The organism is Nocardia ignorata NBRC 108230, assembly GCF_001612905.1.
GTDB lineage: Bacteria > Actinomycetota > Actinomycetes > Mycobacteriales > Mycobacteriaceae > Nocardia > Nocardia ignorata.
Genome location: NZ_BDBI01000039.1, coordinates 76,471 through 92,766, shown reverse-complemented (window position 1 = coordinate 92,766; position 16,296 = coordinate 76,471). Strand labels below are relative to the sequence as shown.

Annotated in this window: 10 protein-coding genes and 1 pseudogene; 3 read left to right on the top strand and 8 right to left on the bottom strand. The window is 62.1% G+C overall.

Annotated elements, in window-relative coordinates; genetic code table 11:
• Positions 1-237: 237 nt before the first annotated feature.
• Entirely contained in the window at positions 238-1,605 is a 1,368-nt protein-coding gene (locus NI2_RS33345; RefSeq protein WP_084476914.1) for an esterase/lipase family protein, read from the bottom strand.
• A gap of 1 nt (position 1,606) precedes the next feature.
• Entirely contained in the window at positions 1,607-6,589 is a 4,983-nt protein-coding gene (locus NI2_RS28400) for a caspase family protein (RefSeq protein WP_166655843.1), read from the bottom strand.
• 709 nt (positions 6,590-7,298) lie between these two features.
• Between NI2_RS28400 and NI2_RS35785 the strand changes: the two are divergent.
• Together NI2_RS35785 and NI2_RS28390 are read left to right on the top strand one after the other, a co-directional pair.
• Positions 7,299-7,472, top strand: a pseudogene (locus NI2_RS35785) (hypothetical protein); the annotation flags it as partial.
• Positions 7,473-7,649: 177 nt separating this feature from the next.
• Positions 7,650-8,624 (top strand): hypothetical protein, encoded by a 975-nt coding sequence (locus NI2_RS28390; protein WP_067497037.1) that lies wholly within the window; start codon positions 7,650-7,652, stop codon positions 8,622-8,624.
• Positions 8,625-8,824: 200 nt separating this feature from the next.
• On the opposite strand, the gene NI2_RS28385 is transcribed toward NI2_RS28390, so the two are convergent.
• The 4 genes from NI2_RS28385 to NI2_RS28360 form a co-directional block, all read right to left on the bottom strand.
• The gene (locus NI2_RS28385) at positions 8,825-10,858 is read right to left on the bottom strand and encodes a hypothetical protein (protein ID WP_133734288.1); all 2,034 of its coding nucleotides are present in this window, start codon (positions 10,856-10,858) and stop codon (positions 8,825-8,827) included.
• 232 nt (positions 10,859-11,090) lie between these two features.
• Positions 11,091-11,390 (bottom strand): hypothetical protein, encoded by a 300-nt coding sequence (locus tag NI2_RS28370; protein WP_133734287.1) that lies wholly within the window; start codon positions 11,388-11,390, stop codon positions 11,091-11,093.
• A gap of 990 nt (positions 11,391-12,380) precedes the next feature.
• Positions 12,381-12,950: a hypothetical protein gene (locus NI2_RS28365; protein ID WP_133734285.1), complete on the bottom strand. Its 570-nt coding sequence runs from the start codon at positions 12,948-12,950 to the stop codon at positions 12,381-12,383.
• 392 nt (positions 12,951-13,342) lie between these two features.
• The gene (locus NI2_RS28360) at positions 13,343-13,858 is read right to left on the bottom strand and encodes a DUF1990 domain-containing protein (protein WP_371852020.1); all 516 of its coding nucleotides are present in this window, start codon (positions 13,856-13,858) and stop codon (positions 13,343-13,345) included.
• Positions 13,859-13,939: 81 nt separating this feature from the next.
• Here NI2_RS28360 and NI2_RS28355 point away from each other — a divergent pair, with 81 nt between their 5' ends.
• A complete protein-coding gene (locus NI2_RS28355) occupies positions 13,940-14,644 on the top strand; it encodes a helix-turn-helix domain-containing protein (RefSeq protein WP_067497024.1) in 705 nt (234 codons plus the stop codon).
• Here the strand turns inward: NI2_RS28355 and NI2_RS28350 are convergent.
• Both NI2_RS28350 and NI2_RS28345 read right to left on the bottom strand, forming a co-directional pair.
• On the bottom strand, positions 14,626-15,201 hold the full coding sequence (locus NI2_RS28350; RefSeq protein WP_067497022.1) for a dihydrofolate reductase family protein: 576 nt from the start codon (positions 15,199-15,201) through the stop codon (positions 14,626-14,628). The two genes, NI2_RS28355 and NI2_RS28350, sit on opposite strands and share 19 nt — an antisense overlap.
• A gap of 171 nt (positions 15,202-15,372) precedes the next feature.
• Complete coding sequence (locus NI2_RS28345; RefSeq protein WP_067497020.1) at positions 15,373-15,996, bottom strand: hypothetical protein; 624 nt, start codon at positions 15,994-15,996, stop codon at positions 15,373-15,375.
• Between the last annotated feature and the right edge of the window lie 300 nt (positions 15,997-16,296).

Here is a 16,296-nt window from a genome sequence, read left to right as displayed (position 1 = left end):
CAGGAGCAGTGTCGGTGGTCCGGTTCATGATGACGGCGTGACGAACTTTGAGGAGTTACCTAAGCTGACGACCGAACAGCTCGCTAAAATTTCCGAGGCCGACCGAGCCGCCTACGAGGAACTATGACACCTGACTGCCCGCTAGAACCTTCGCTCCGACAATCAACCGAGGATTCCTTGGCCTCCCCGCAGCCCGATCTGCTGGCGACGCATCCGCAACCGAACCCGATACAGCACCTATGCGGACGACCACACGAGAAGCGGTGACGAAACTCCAGGTTGCTGGCCGCTTAGGGCAGCTCGAACTCGAATAATGTAACCACCCGGCGGAAGTGCACGAAGAGTGACGGTCTGAGCGAATTCGCGAATAGGCCTGGTGAATTTCGATAGCACAATATTTTGTTCGTTCATGATCTCTATTGCGACGACTTGTGGCGTTCGGGCACAGGACACTTCAAGAACGACATCATCCGCGGAGGTCACGATCTCAGGGGAAGTGACGGCGATCTCTGTATCGCTCGACGCCTTGAAGGTAATCGGTTTGGCCGTGACAATTGCTTCCATCTCGTCTAATGCTGCGCGGTTGGTCTGCAAACTACCGTGCTTCTCCGCGACACGACGAAGTGTGTTGTCGTCGAGCTGAATACCCTTCGGAATGGATGCTGCAGGCACGGTTCCGTCCCCACGGTGGTCGTCGCCGTTGAGAGTGTGGTGGACAATCAGGTTGCCATGCGTGACGGTGAGCGAGGTCGCGGTCCGCTGCATAGTTCCGATAACAGCATGGCGCATCGGGTTGTTTTTTATGTTCAGTTCAGCCGCTTCGAGACGACGGTAGAAGTTCATGGCGTCGTTGACGGCTTTGGTTGGTACGCCGGGGATCACTTGCCCATCAATATGGTGCAGTTCGCCGTCGCGTTCAACACATGCATAGGATGGTAGAAGCTGGTGGGCGGAGGGCAGGGACAGCACCGCAGAGTGCAGGTCGACGCCGACTCTGGCGAGAGCGGGTACCGGACCGTTGGCGAGTGTAAGGACAGCTTTGAGAGAACCACGATACGGTGTTCCGAATGTGATCAGTTTGTTCGTCACCTCAGCGCCGCCTTCGACGGCAATATACCAGCGGGCGATTAGGCCGCCCATCGAGTGGCAGACAAAAGTTACTTCAGCATTTTTATTCTGCGGCGCTGCTTCACGCCAGCGGCTGAGCGCTCGTTCGACAACGACCTTGAGGCGGCGTGCGTTGTAGCGATTGGAAAGCCGCCAGTCGTACGGAAAGAGGACAAGATTGGGTGCGGACGTAGAATTGGGAATGTCCTGGAATCCGATGCTCCGCAGTCGACTGACAAGCGTCCCGTATCCCTGCACCGGGGACCAAAGTCCTGGCACAACATGAATATTCCCCATGAGATCTGTCGGGACTACTCCATCGTCAGGATGGTCATCGCCCAGCCCGTCCGGGACACGTAGATAGTCGATGTTGCGGTTGAGGTGCAGAATAGAATCTGCCAAAGCACCCAGACGGTTGGACCAAAAAGGCCTCTCGCCCTTCTCGAGAGCGCTTCCCATGATTCCCGGGATGACGACGATGAGATCGGTGGGATTCACACTAGTTGTCCTGACGTACGTCGATAAGGAGTGGAATGAGCTGCAGGAACTCTGGCTTGATTGGACCTAGTCGTGCAGCCGCACTGGTCAGGGATACAAGCCGGTCAGGAACGAGTTCTCGAACAGAATCGACCAGGGACGTAGCTTCTTGCTGCTTGCCCTGTTCCATCATGATCGCACTCAGGTAGAAGGCCGCGACTCCGGCCACTTCGGGTTGCCACGCTCGGGGTGGGTGCCGTGTAAGCAGCACTTGAGTGGCCCGCACGAGGGTCGGTTGGTCGTTGTCGCGTGCAATGCGCTCAAGCAAGTCTTGGGCTGCATCGGGGTCGGACAGAGCGCCGGCGACGGCGACGTGCAGGTCGTCCTCTGACAGCCGGAGGAGGAAGTATGCCTTCGTTCCGGACACATCATCGGTGGTGGCGCGGTTACGCAGGTGTTCTTTCACCAGTTCCGAACGAAGTTCTTCTCCGTTCGCGGCAAGGAGTTCGAGCTGTTCGTCGAGGTCGGTCGCCGCGAATGCGTCGGCGATATCGGATGCCAGCGGCTTCTGATAGGCGTCGGCGATATCGCTCACTGCGGCAATCGATCGGATTTCTCGGAGGACGGGGACTCGTTCAGGGATGATGCCCAGATACGCCTCTTCGACGGCGGGGTCGAAGGAAGGATCGACAAGGTAGTGGTGGTGCCGCAGGTACTCGTAACCCTCTCTGTGAGTTGACGAGGACGCCCACTTGAGTGCGGACGCCAGGCGGCGGAGATCGATTGTCAGCCACGATGGAGCATTGGCGTGGGTGGCTCGCGCCCACGCGAGGTCGAAAAGAAAGGGAATCGCTGCTCGTTTGCGTCTGGCGAGCATGCGGAGGCCGAAGAGCGAGGCGGGGTCCTGCTGGCCGAGTTCGTTGAGACCGCGAAGGATCCATTGCGGCACAAATGGACTCAAGTCCGGGAGTCGGGAGACGATCTCACCGAGCAGTCGAGCGCGCTGAACGGCGTCCAACGGTTCGAGCACACGATCGACATACGCGGCAATCGGTAGGCGAGGGTCGAACGCAACACCATCAGTTGCCAGGGCGGCGAGAGCTTCCGCACAGGTGGCGATGTTGGCGGGGGTTAGCTCTGGCAGGCGTTCGTAGTAAACGAGTGCGTCGAGTGCTGCCTGGATGCCCAGGTCGGGATGGGACACGGCAAACTCAAGCCTTGCTTGGATGCCGAGCGCGGATGCCAACTCCGCTTCGACTGCCCGATCAGTCGCAGCAAGCTGGGACAGGACCTCGACCGCTCGCTTAATGGCCTCGACTCCGGCAGTGAACTCTTCCGCCATCCCTTGGACCGCAGCGAGGTTGCGCAACGCCACCGCATATCTCAGGGACTTCGATACTCCTGCAGCTTCGAACGCCGATACCGCGCGTTGTGCGTACTCCAGTTGCAGGCCCAGGTCCAGGGCGCATGTGGTGGCTTGAACGAGTGTCTCGGCACGAGCTTCGGCGAGGAGATTGTCATCGACGATCTTGCGGCCCGCGAGCTCGTTGAACAGTTGTACCGCTTGCGCTGCTGTGGACGCAGCCCCGACCCGATCACGAGCAGCTCGTTGATGGATAGCGAGTTGGGCCATGGTGCGAGCAACTTCCACTCCGAACCGGGCGTTCGATGCCGCGAGGTTGTGGTAGAGATTGCGGGCTTCTTCCGTTGCTACGACTGCATCTTCCGGGTGCCCGACATTTGCGAGCCGATCACCGTAGTTGAGCAGAACACGAGCGACATGCACCAGTTCACCCTTGTTTTGGTTCGCGATCTCGCGGTAGATCGTCAGGGCTTCCTCGGTGAGCTGAATGGCCCTACGGTGTTCACTGAGCTGCGTTAGGCAGTTCGCGAAGTTGTCCAGCGCCATCGCAAGGTCGCCGTTCGTCGCGGGATGATCGGCAGCGATTGTCCGGGCCAGCCGCACCGCAGCGTCACCTCGCCTGGCGGCCTCCATCGTGGCCCCTGCCGAAAGAAGGACGACACAGCAGTTGTTCAACGCACCAAAGTACTGAGTACGCACCTTAAGGCTGGGATTCTCGATCGACTGCAATGTCTCGATCACCTCATCCATCAAGACGAGTGCGCGCTCGTGTTCACCGAGTTCCATCAACCGTGCGGCCACGTCGTTCTTGGCCCCAGCCAGCTTGCTTTTCAGGGAAGGTTCCTCGACTGCTACCTCTTCGAGGACCCGGCGTGCTTCTTCGGCCGCCGAGAGGCCTGACTGAAGGTCACCGATCGAAGCCAGATGACCGCCGAGATTGCTCAGTGATTCCGCGAGTGCGATGCGGTCGCGAACGCGGTTCCGTAGCTCGACTGCTCTCCTGAGTGCGTCGACGGAGTCTCCACTGGCCACCACTGCATCTGCATCGCGGAGGGCGGCGCTGTGGGCGAGAGCGAGGACATTGAGTGTGACACCGAGCCGGTAGTGGTTGTCGCCACCACGTGCGAGAAACTCGCGCTCTAGATCCGCGGCGCGGCTGGCGGCTTCGATCGCAGCCTGTGGCCGGCGGGCGTCCATGAGCGTTGTTCCGTAGTTGTGGACCACAGCCGCGTAGTCGGCGAGCAGGTCCGGATCATGCTGAACGAGCCGGGCGTAGACATCGACGGCAGCGCCCGCCGAACGCACTGCTTGGTCGACATGTCCACTTGCCTGAAAGCAGAGTGCAAGATGGGCATGTGCCTGGGCATACACAGGATCAGAATGCTGCAGGTCACTGTCCTCTAGCTGAGCGATGGTCACTTCTGCGAGTTCCGTTGCTCGTGCAACGTCAGCAGCATCGAGTGCATTGATAGAGACGCCGAGGGTCGCATAAGCCAGCTCCGCCGCATGCCGCGGTACCCGCACCGCGCGATCCCGCAGTAGTGCGAGCCCCTGCTCGCCAGCACGCATGAGGTACTGCCACAAGTATCGGCTGAGGTGCGGGTCAACCGAATCTGCGGACACTGACGACAGAGTTTCCGCCCTGTCGAGGAGAGTCCGCGCAACGCGGATTTCGATGTCGCCGGAAACCTGATCGTTCGTCGCTCTCATTCTGAAGTGCTGTGCGATGAGGGAATGCGCGCAGCGGTACACCGCAACACCCTGCTCGGAATCTTCCACCACATACTTCCCGAGCGCCCCTAACAACCAATCGATATCCGCGCGAGTGAAGTCGCGCTGGGGACAAATTGTATTTGCGACGGCAATCCAATGCTCTTCGGGGAACCCCGCACCCAGTCCCCACTGCAACGCTTCCAGCAGGTGACGTGCGTCGTCGACCGGATGGTTGCGGGGCGATTCATGGACCGAAACAGCCTTCTGCACGACTTGATCCAAAGATGCTGCAATCGTCTCCGTGATGTTCACTTGCCATCCGGACTTTGAAGTGTCAATGGGAGAATCCACCAACCGATCACAGATGAGCTCCATCAAGAGGAACGGAGGCGGATCCTGATCGCCTGCCAACCGCTGAATCTCTAAAGCAACCGCCAGAGTGTCCATGGACTCAGAGACGCCAGACAGGCGCTCATCAACAGACTGCGTCAGTGACCGCCAGCCAGATTCCCGATGAGTCGCCGAATCCAGATCGAGGATGCGGTCGAGCGAGGTGATCACGTCGGTCACGTCCAGCATCGATACAGCTGTCTGCGCAGTGCCACTTCGGTGCACCGTGACGCCGGTGCTGGACCCAGCCAATGCCCTGACCTCAGTGCGTCGAGTGGTCACGATGACGACCGCATACTCGCTCATGGGAACCAACAGTCGATTGATGACCCCTTCGAGATGGCCCGGAGCCTCGCTGAGCCCATCCACTGCGATGACGGGCAGGCGACATTCATCACCGACCGGGTGGCTGAGTCGTTCCAATGCGCCGACCAACTCGTAGGTGTTCCGAGCATGGTCCAACGGCTCCAGAACGCCGGACGCGATGAGTCCCTGCTCGATTCGTGCTGCCAGTGATGTGTGATCAAGTCCGCGAGCACTAACCTGTGTGCAGCAAAGGACGGGAGACAGTGTCGAATCCGAATCAACCAAGGCTTCGTTCGGTTGATGGCCCAATTGCTGCATGGCATATGCGAGTAGGGCAGTTTTTCCGCTACCGGACCGACCGGTGATCACGAAAATTCCGGGCTCATTTGCCAGGGCCCATGACTGGACGATTCCAATTTCCCTGTTCCGGCCAGTGAAGCGGCGGACTGGCGCACCGTCAAGAATTTCTTGCACAAGGGTTGGTGCGGCGGTCGGCGACCACAGAGGGTTTCTGACCATCGGCATCGCGCTACCTGCCTGAGCAAAATGCGGGAGGGCTCCATATGAATGATCCCATTGTTTCACGACTGCGTCGCAGAGATCATCACCACGAATGAACTCGCAGTGCGGGTTCCATCGCCTCCGAAGCAGGTCGGCATGTTGTCCGGCAGGGTCGGGACCGCTCGACAGCAATCTGATCAGGGCGGGACCGAGTGTTTGCTCACGTACGATCTCGTCAGCCGCACATGAGGTGAGAACACCCACCCATGTTGATCCGGCCATTGTACTGGTGCGAGCGAAAAGGTCATCTACCTGGATGGTGACACCGAGAGCGGCACCCGAATGGCAGGCGTCGAGGACGCAGAGAATCTGGTTTGCTCCTGTGACAACACACTGCGAGGCGACTTCTTCAGGGTCGAAACCAGATCCGATGTCGTTCTCACTATCAGCCACCAAAAGGCGGACACGACCAATGCTGCCGGGGACACCGTGGCCAGACCACATGAGGAAGACGCTGCCCCCGCCCACGGAGAATCTTCCCTTCAATGCCCTGAGTGCGTCCCGAACTTCGGCATGGTCCGCGTCGGTCAGGAGATGTCGTTCGTAGTGATCGCCAACCAGTTCGGCGATACGACGCACTTCTTGGGTTGACTGGGTCAGATTGAAAAGCTCCGGGTCACAGTATTGGTTGGTCCCGACACCAATAAACAGTGCATGTTCGCTCGGCGACACAGTAGCCCTTTCTGACTCAGAGTCGTGCCAAGAGTAGTTGGATTGCAATCGCTGGCGTTGTACTGCGTTGACCAAGGGTGCGGCTGATGGCTGTCGGTTTGACGGTCGAAGGGCCAGCGATTCGGATCATGCCGGTAGGTATCCGGCGGGTGCACCGGGAACCACTAACACTCCAGTTGATCATGCACACAGCAGCATTGCGGGATGTTCGTATACACCGGGACTCCAGTTACCTAATACTCCAGTCGGATTCGTGGTTACAGCGTGAGCCGAGATCGTCGCTGGTAGTGGCCTCGGCGGGCGCGGTGTGGTGTCGACGGCACCAGAGCGACCAGCGTATTCGGTGGGTGAGGGTGTCCACAACTCTCGTTACAATGCCAGCACCCGTGCTACGTGGTCGGGTTGCAGGGTGAGAGTGGCCGCAGGTTTCGCATCAGGTCACCAGGTCACCGCCTGGTGCAGCCAGTTGACGAGCCCCACACCGAGTCGGCCGCGGCTGGGACGAGGCGCACGTTTTGCACAGCTCCGGCACCCACCGTCGGACCGATCTACCGGCAGTGGACAATCCTCGGTGAGCGATGGTCGGTAAGAACCGGCACATCCGATTGTCGACCGCTGCGTAATGACGTTGGTGCTCAACGACTCCCGTGAGATCTTGCTGGTGTTCCGGCACCGTCGGCTCATCGACCAGTAGGCGTGGGAGCTTCCTGGTGGATACGTCGGTCATGCCCAGAATGTGGCAGCGGCACGCGAGGTCGAGGAGGAAACCGGGTGCGCCCCGGTCGATGCAACCGACGGCAAAGTCAGTGTCGGTGATGGTCCACGCACTGCGGGCGAGCATGGTTCGACGGGAGGTCGGGTCATCGCGGTAGCTCCAGGCTGAGCGGACGGACTGGCGTACACACCTAGTTCCGGACTAATCGCCGATTGGCGCACTACCGCCGTATGCGATTCGTCATACTGCATTGTCCGCTTCCCTTGTCGGTAGCTGCTCCTACCCTGGATTGATAGCGACCAGGCCATGGGTGGACTGCGTCGTCCCCAGGGGAGGGGTGGACTGATGGACCAGGCTCGTATCGCGGCGACCGACGAGATCGTGGACGCGACAGATCTTCTGGCATGGGATCCGGATCTGGTGAAGCGCTCCGACTTCACGTGCCCGTCAACTCTGTGCGGTGCGAAGCTAGCCGCGTGTGCGTGGCATCCAGGCCAGAAGGTGAGGCCGTACTTCTCAGCCAAATGGGGCCATGCCGCTGGATGCGACGTCGACGGCCGGGTCAAGATGGTGGATCCGCCGGAGCGGTCCGACAATCCCGAACCCCTCGAGGTCGTCGCTGGGTATGTGGCCAAGCTGGTCTTGACTGATGTTCGCCGTATCCAGTCACCGCAACCGCCGGCCGACTCCGATGAATTGGAGCCTCTCTCCGAGCCACCGCCCACCCCGGTCACCGGTCAAAGCACCGTACGGCTCGGGACATGCCGCACGATTCGCACCCTGTGCAGCACGTTCCTGCACAACCCACCAGAGCAACGGTCAGCCATGAAACTCGACGTCCCCGGCGTCGACGCCACCCGGTACGCGACCGGGTTCCGTCGCCTGGAACGGTTCGAGGTCCGCAGCTATACCGAACAGCGCATCTTCTATGCACCGATCCGCTGGTCAACAGAGCCCGTCGACACACCTCGAACACTCACTATCGACCTGTACTGCGGCGACAACGACCCCAGCGGGCTACTCGGCCTCGTTCACCCCTACCAACTCCGCATCGACTGGACGCATTGGAGTTCCCGCCAACGCAACTCCGTCATGCGGGAAGTGGCGCATGCCCGCAGCGAAAGCCGACAGCGATACTCACCGGGCAGCCAGGCGGGCTGCTGGGCCTTTTTCCTCGGTAGCCAGGACCCAACCGATCCCGCGACGTTCCACGTAAACGATCACCGGCTGGTCTGCTTCCTCGCCGCCGACGGCGTCCACCACGACAGCCAACAATCACCGTGGCGCGACCCCGGTTCAACCGCGGGAATGGCCGGATGACTCCACGCTGAGGACATCCGAACGTGCGTCCTACACCTGGCCCGTCGTGGCGTTGAGAGCGTGTGTCGGTGCATCGCCCAGGTACAAAGTTCACTTCGATCATCGCCCCCACAGGAGAACCGAGTCGACGCGATGACAGGACCGGAATCCACCAGCACCACAAGTGCCAACTGTCGCACGCTTCACCTGGCGAGGATGTATCACCCTTCCAGCCCGGCTATTGGCGCCTCGATTTGCTTCGCGAGCGCTCGGATACGTTCGACGGCGAGGACGCGGCTTCCGGCGAGTCGGTAGCGTCCTTTGCTTTCCTCGATCGCACCAACGAACGGCGATGCCAGTAAACGCAGGGCCTCCATGATGACGTCGTTGTCTGCCCCGAGCTTGCGGAGGTCTCGGCGTAGCTCGCCCGGTCCGAGCCAGCCTCCGGGATACATCGGATCCTCATCCTGTATCTCGAGGTCGAGTTGAGTGATAACCGCGTCGAGGATGGTGGCCAGCCGACGACGCACCTGATGACGATCTGCCAACCTGCTACTTCGGGTATCTGCTGTCAGGGCGGGTTCACACAGGGCGCGCAGTTCCTCCGGGGCAAAAGGGATCTCCCAGTGCAGAGCAACCGCGTCAGCCAGTTCCTGCACGTTCAGCACGGCGACGTGCGGGTCCGCAGCCGCCTCGGCATGCACCCTTCGGTGAAACGCCGGACCGACCAACATGGTGACGTCTGCGGCAATCTTGCCCCGATGCTCGCGCAACGCCTGAAAGCTGACATCTCGTTCCGAAACTGTGCCTTCTGCCGAGGTTTTCGCCTCAACTGCGACGATGACGGGTGCCTGAGGAACCCGCAGAATCACGGCCAAGTCGGTCCGGCCAGGTCCCGATAAGTGCTCGACGCCGAATCCGAGAAACGTCAGGGCCGCCCCAACGGCAATCTCGAACCGAACCGGATTAGCGCTGTCGACCGCAGCCTCCAGCAATTCCACGGCGATCGACGCGGCTGAGCCGCGCTGGCGCTCCTCGTCGATCGTCTGTTCCGGAGACTCCTCAGAATCCTGATCCAGTGGGAGCGCGAGCGGCAGACCCGTCAGGAATCCTCGCCCAGCTGGAGTCAACTGGTGCTGCTGATGGTCGAGCTTATCGAGCAGCCCGCACCCCCGGAGAAGCGCACACCGAACGCTGACGGCCGCCTTCGAAACCTGAGCGCGGCCGTACCTTCTACTGCGGGCGGCCAGCACTGGCGCAGCTAGGGGCCCCTCGTGAAGCTCCTGCATGAGCTCACCCACGAACCACAGGTGGGCATGCAGGATCCGTGCGAACTGAACGTCATCACCACTGTCGAGCCACGCGACAGCCGCCTCGGTGGCAGCCCAGCGCCCCGGCCCAATGCGCCGGATCAGGCCGAATGACTTCAGGCTCCCACGCGCCTGGCGTGCGGATACCTCGGCAACGCCGAACCCTTGCAGTACCTCTTCCAAAGTCGTTTCAGTGGCGGAGGGTATCGCAACCGAGACCGCAGCCCTGATCACGTCAACTGGGTCAACTCCCTCCGGGCTCGGGATGTATGAGCTTCCCGGTGCCGTCCGGCGGCCATGATTCTGGAGATCGAGAAGACGAAGCAGTGCATCGACTTCCGGAAGCGGGTCGGGAACGGCGATCACGCTGTCGGACTCAAACTCTTCCGGTGCCCCGAGGGTGACCTCGGCAAGAACGGCAGCTCCGGCAGTGGTCAGATGTACTGCACCGTCGTAGAGTTCGACATGTCCGGTCGCGCGTAGCCAGGTGGTGCGACGGCGAAGCGGGTCGAGCGAGGACCAACCCATCCCGTAGCGGCTGTTGGCGATATCGCGCAGTTGCTCATGTGTCAGCGGCCCATCGACGAGGAGTGCCAAGAGCTCACCTATCAGCTGAACATGGCGGTGCAGGTGGAGGATCAAGTTGTGCGGGGTCGGATCTGCCAGCCATGCAGCAGCACCTTCGGCCAACTGGATTCGACTGTCGCGCCTGACCACGAGGCTCGGCCCCAGCATTTTCAGCAGCTCCGTGGCTACGAACGATGAGCCGAGTGCAGGGACGTCGACGCTTCGATTCGTCGTTTCGATGTCGCTCATCGCGGCAAGCAGCTTCGGCAGCACATCGACCCAGGCTTGCCCTTCGCCAGGTAGAGTCGGGGCAGTCCGGATGCGCCGCCGCCAGCTTGGCAAGCTGAAATCCTCACCGCCACTCGACTTGTCGACCATTCGTGAAGACTATCGTGCAGCGAACCCTTCCGACCCGACGAGCCCGAAACGCCCGCATACGCGCTATGGTTAGCCCGTACCAGCTTCGCGATATGTATTCGATCGCTCTCGATCACACATCTCCGAAGGTCTGATCCGGAATCTGCATGCGAGTCCCCCCTCGCGCACACATTCCTGGCCTTCGGGTCAGATCGCGGCTGAGCGGACGGCGCCGAAGTGGGTCCGCGCGTGTCTAGAACCCAGCGCGTGCGAGAAACGTCTCGGCGTCCTGCACGGTGACCAAGTGGCTCACGTTCAGCCACAGGCCGGTGCGGCGGTCGAGGTACTCCATGAGGTTTCCGAGACCGGGCGGGTCGGAGGGGGTCTGGTCCTGGTTGAAGACCGCGAAACCGGTTGCGTCATCGCGGAACGCGATGCCCTGGTAGCGCATCGTCTTGTAGTAGGAAGTGGCGTTCACGTTCGCGACCTGGAAGATGCCCGCCAATCCATCGTGGGCGGCCAATCCCGCAACCAGTGGGCTGTTCTTCGTCAAATGGCAGGTACCCCGCGCGGAGAACGTGACGTTGTCTGACCGGGCTCGGTTCGCAGTGTTCGATCCCCGCTCGCAGGGTTGCGGGCATCCCAGCCATCAATGCCTCGATATGACGAGAGTAGGCCGCCGAGGAAGAAGTAGCCGCTGCCTGCGACGGTGACGGTTCGGACGAATCAGCCCGGTCGGCGAGGACCACAACCACGCCCACGACTACCGCGGCGACTACACACAGCCCCGCGGCGACACCGGTGATCACCACCGTCCGCGTTGCGTGAACCACCCCTGCTCGCGTGGGTGCGGCAGTCTCGGTGGGTTGCGAGGGGACCTCGGGCGACGGCGTCGCCGATCCCGCAGGCGCGGAAGATGTTCGGCGGGGAGCAGAGCGTCGGGACCTGATTTCGACGAGCGCCCCCGTGAGCAGACTCGCCCCGATCACAGTCAACCCGATGGTCAGCGTGGTACCGGCACTGTCCTTGTTCGCATGTTGCCGCTCGATCTTCTCCTGATAGGTATAGGAGTCGACCGTGGAACCACGGCGAGTGATCTCGCACCGATCACCGACGGACATGATCTTCCCGTCACAGGTCGGAACCGCATCGGGATCCGAGGTCATTCCCCCGAGCCCGACCAAGGTGGCCGCGCCGCCGACCAAGAACGCGATCGCCGCCACACCGAGCAACAACTTCACCGCACCAGAACGCGATCGCCCCACCCGTGTCACGCAAAGGACCCTAAGCGCTTCGGGGAACAGCTCGCACGGCTCGCCACCACATTGTCGTCGACACCGCCTCGCCGGTGGCTGTGCACTCCGGCGAGCCGTCAATTGCTGCCGCGCACAGCGGCGGTCACTCAGTCGGACGTTCCGGATTCATGGGCTCCCCAGGTCGGCACATCAGCATCCCCGCAGCAAAACCCCGGTGCCACTGCGCTTTTCATCGCAGCAGCACCGGGGGTCCCGAATCAGGGGCGGTTACGTGCCGACTTACCTTCTCAGGGCAGAACCTGCGGAACGACCTCCGGATTCACATGGCCCACAACGCCACCGATGATGGCACCGACGGCCGCGTGGGGAAGTACACCGAGGAGGAGGCAGATCGGGTAGCCCACGCCCAAGATGATCGCGGACGGGATGCAGTTGACCAGCGTGGCCAGCGCACCGAGCCCGGCACCAGCGAGGGCACCGTTGACCACCGGGTCGGAGTTCTCGGCCTTCGGATTGGTCGCGACCTCATGCAACTGGGTGTCGATCACGTCCGAAACCACCGGAGCGGTTGCCTCCGAAATCGCGGGAGCGGCCACTTCCGTGACCAAGTTTTCGTCCGAAAGCTCGGCGGCCTGCGGAATCGTAGACTCGGCATCCCGGGAAATCGCTGCGCCCGCCGGAGTGGCGGATCCGAACGAGAACGCGGCGACGGCCGTCGCAAAGTTGTCGTCCTGGACGGCCAGCACGGTGGCCGGCTGGTCGGCGGTGGCGTCCGCCGACGCAACGCCACTGCCGGCGAAGGCGACCGCCATAGCCACAGGCAGTGCACCGAGGAGAATGTTGCGGGTTGAGCGCATGAACATTGACTACTCCCTCTCGACCTTTTGCCCCCCAAAGCCGGACCAATCGAATGTCGACCGGGCTATTAGTAATAGCCGAAAGATATTAAATCAATCTTTGTGATCTATTTCACATTTGCGTCGGTTGACCAATCCGTTCTGCAGTTCGGATTCGCGATCGATATGCGAATCACCTTTCGCGCACAGACTCGAGACACGCACGCTGCGTTCGGAATTCAGCATGATTGCCCGGCTCACGGTCGGCCGCGTGGTGACCTCACCGGGATGAACGAGCCCATGGAGATGGCCGTCCGAAAGTCAGCGCCGATTCTCGCCGGCCAAGAAGGTTCGAACCGAGTTTCGCGCCGAGTAAAAGCGCTGTCCGCCAGCTCGGTAAAGAACGAGATAGGTCAGCGCGGCAGTGCACGCAAATAGCGGCGGCGGTAGTGGCGCTGGGCGACGAGCAGGATCGGAAAGATCGTCCGCCAGAATCCGGTCGGCGCGGGTCGGGTGAGCGACCTCAGGGTGAATTCCACGGTTCCGTCAGGTCGTCGATGCACCACGAACGCCTCCTCACCACACACCGGATGCCCCGGCAGGGTGCCATAAGCGAACCCACACCTGTCCTCGGTATCGACCACCGCCACCACCCGCACGGGTTCATGGACCGACAGCGGCCCCCACCCCACGCTCACCCGATACTCCGCGCCGACCGCGACGGTCCCATCCGGGACGATCCGAAACCCACTGCGCCGCTTCACACCCCAGCACAACACCGCCTGCCTCGCCGCTTCCCACACCTGCTCACCGTCCCCGATCACCACGCAGGTCTCGAATCGCTGGAACCCGTCGGAACCTTCGGCCCACATGCGCTCGGCGGGGCAGGTCGCGCCTGCGGGTGCGTAGGTCAGATCGTGCATGCCTATGACGGTACTTCTCCCCGACAACGGCGGCGGTCGGCTCCGGGACAGGGACCAGATCGTCGCACGGCCGTTTAGCATCGACGTGTGGGTTTGGTGTTCGAGGGGCGCGGGTCCGATTCGCCGTGGATTTCCACGGTGTGGACCTGCCGCAGCGAGCACGTGGCGGAGATGACCTCCGTGGCGACCGAGACGTGGGGCTTGGTCTTCTGGGACCAGGACGGTGTGCGCGGAGCCGCGGTGACGGGGCCGGAGAGCCGGGCGGGGACGGCGCCGGTACCCGAGGGCGCCAGTTTCGTCGGTGTCCAGTTCGCTGTCGGCACCTCGTTGCGTACCGTCGCGACATCGTCGCTGGTAGACGGCGGAATCATACTGCCGGACAGTACCGAGCGCGGCTTCTGGCTCGACGGAACGCGCTGGGAGACACCACATCCGGATGACGCCGAGGCGCTCGTCGAACGGCTGATCGCGGCGGGGGTGGTCGGTCGCGACCCGCTGGTCGTCGAGGCACTGCGTGGTGCACGGCCCGCGGTCGGTGAGCGGACTCTCGAACGCCGGTTCCGTACCTCGACCGGCCTCACGCAGGGGGCGGTCCGCCAGATCGAACGCGTCCGCACCGCGGCGCTGCTACTGAGTGCGGGTGAGACCGCGGCCGATGTCGTGGCCAAGCTCGACTACTACGACGAACCCCACCTCGCCCGCGCGCTGCGACGCTATGTCGGGCGCACAGCGCGGCAATTACGCGAAGGTGCGGGCGGGGCGATCGCCCTCGGTCAGCGCACCACGTCATAGACGAGTTTCGCCACACCGTTGCTGTAGTTGTCCGAATCACGCAGCCGCAGTTGCTGTTTCGGGCGATCCGAGTGACTGAAGAGGTTCTTGCCCGCGCCGAGCAGAACCGGAAAGACCAACAGGTTGTAGCGGTCGATCAGGTCGGCGTCGCCGAGACTCCGTGCCAGTTCGGCACTGCCGTGGACGAAGACGGCCCCACCGTCGGACTGCTTCAGCTTCTCCACGTCCGCGAGGGTACGCAGGATCGTGATGTCGCCCCAGCCGTCGATCAGGCCGTCCTCGGACAGTGTCGAGGACACCACATACTTGGGCAGATCCTTGTACGCGGCGTGGTCTTCGGAATCCCGCCAGATCGGCGCGAACGCCTCATAGCTGCGACGTCCGAACATCAGCGCCGAGGTTTCCGCGAGCTCCTCCCCCTTGAGCGAATACGCCTCGGGCACGAACTCGGTCTGCATCACCCACCCACCACTGCGATGCCCCTCGACGGTGCCACCGGGCGAATCGACCACCCCGTCGAGCGACATGAATCCCGTGTAAACCAGTTCGCGTGCCATGCGATTCCTCCTGAAAGATCGTGCGTCGGACTGCACTCACCCTAGGGCGAGGCACCAACGCCCGTCTTGGACGAAACCGACACCATCACCGCGCGGGCCACGTCGACGCGGTGTCCGCTGGGCAAGGCGAATCCGGCCGGATGCACCCTCCCGGCCGGCTCACCCCGCCGATCAAACCAATTCGGGTACGCGCAGGTGCGCGAAGCCGAGCCGGAACTCCGCTACATCGAGGACCTCGGCACTCAGGCTGCGTGAGGCCGCGTCCCTCATCCGGTCCGTGTGTGCGCGGCTGCTGTCCAACTCCTCGACACTCGACCACACGGTGGAGCCGACCGCACGCCCGGTTTCCCGGTCGACGAACAAGCTGGCGCTGCGGAACCCTTCGAGCTCCTCGAACGCGGGCAGCAGTCTGGTCTTGAAGGTGTCGATCAGCAGGTCCATTTCGGCCGGATCCATCTGCAACCAGGTGCATCGGGTGCAGGCGCGCGGGCCTGCCAGGTGTTCGCGGTGCATGACGGCAACATCCCATTCGTCGATCTTCTCGAGCCGCCCACTCATCGCCTGGGCCAGACCTTCACGCAACGGCTGGGCACGCGACTGGCTCGATCGCAGCGCATCCTCCGAATCCCACGCGGCCGTGGCGATGCAACGTCCCGTCGCCCTGTTCACCATCAGCGACAGGCCGACCCATCCGTCGAACTCGGGCAACTGCGGCATCACCTTGTTACGCAGGTACGCGATCCCGCTGTCGATCGAAGACGGCTGAGCCGCGATAGTGCTCGAACGTGCGTACACAGGCAACCTCCTGCTTCTCCGAAGAGTGGCGCCCCCGGTGGACACCACCGGACATACCCACTGTCCTCCGCGACGGCCGTCCGCACAATGCCACACCCCAACACCCCGCCCGACCTCGAAATTTCGGCGAAATAGTCAGGCGACAAGTATTGACAGCAGCAGAAATCGGAGCAGACTGGAGACATACCGGAGCACCGGAAAATGACTACGCTAACGACAGAGACGTCCGTCGACAGCGGTGAGTTGTTTTTCAGGATCCGGCTAAGCCCCCGGCAAGCCAGTCGAATTCCGGAGCTGTCA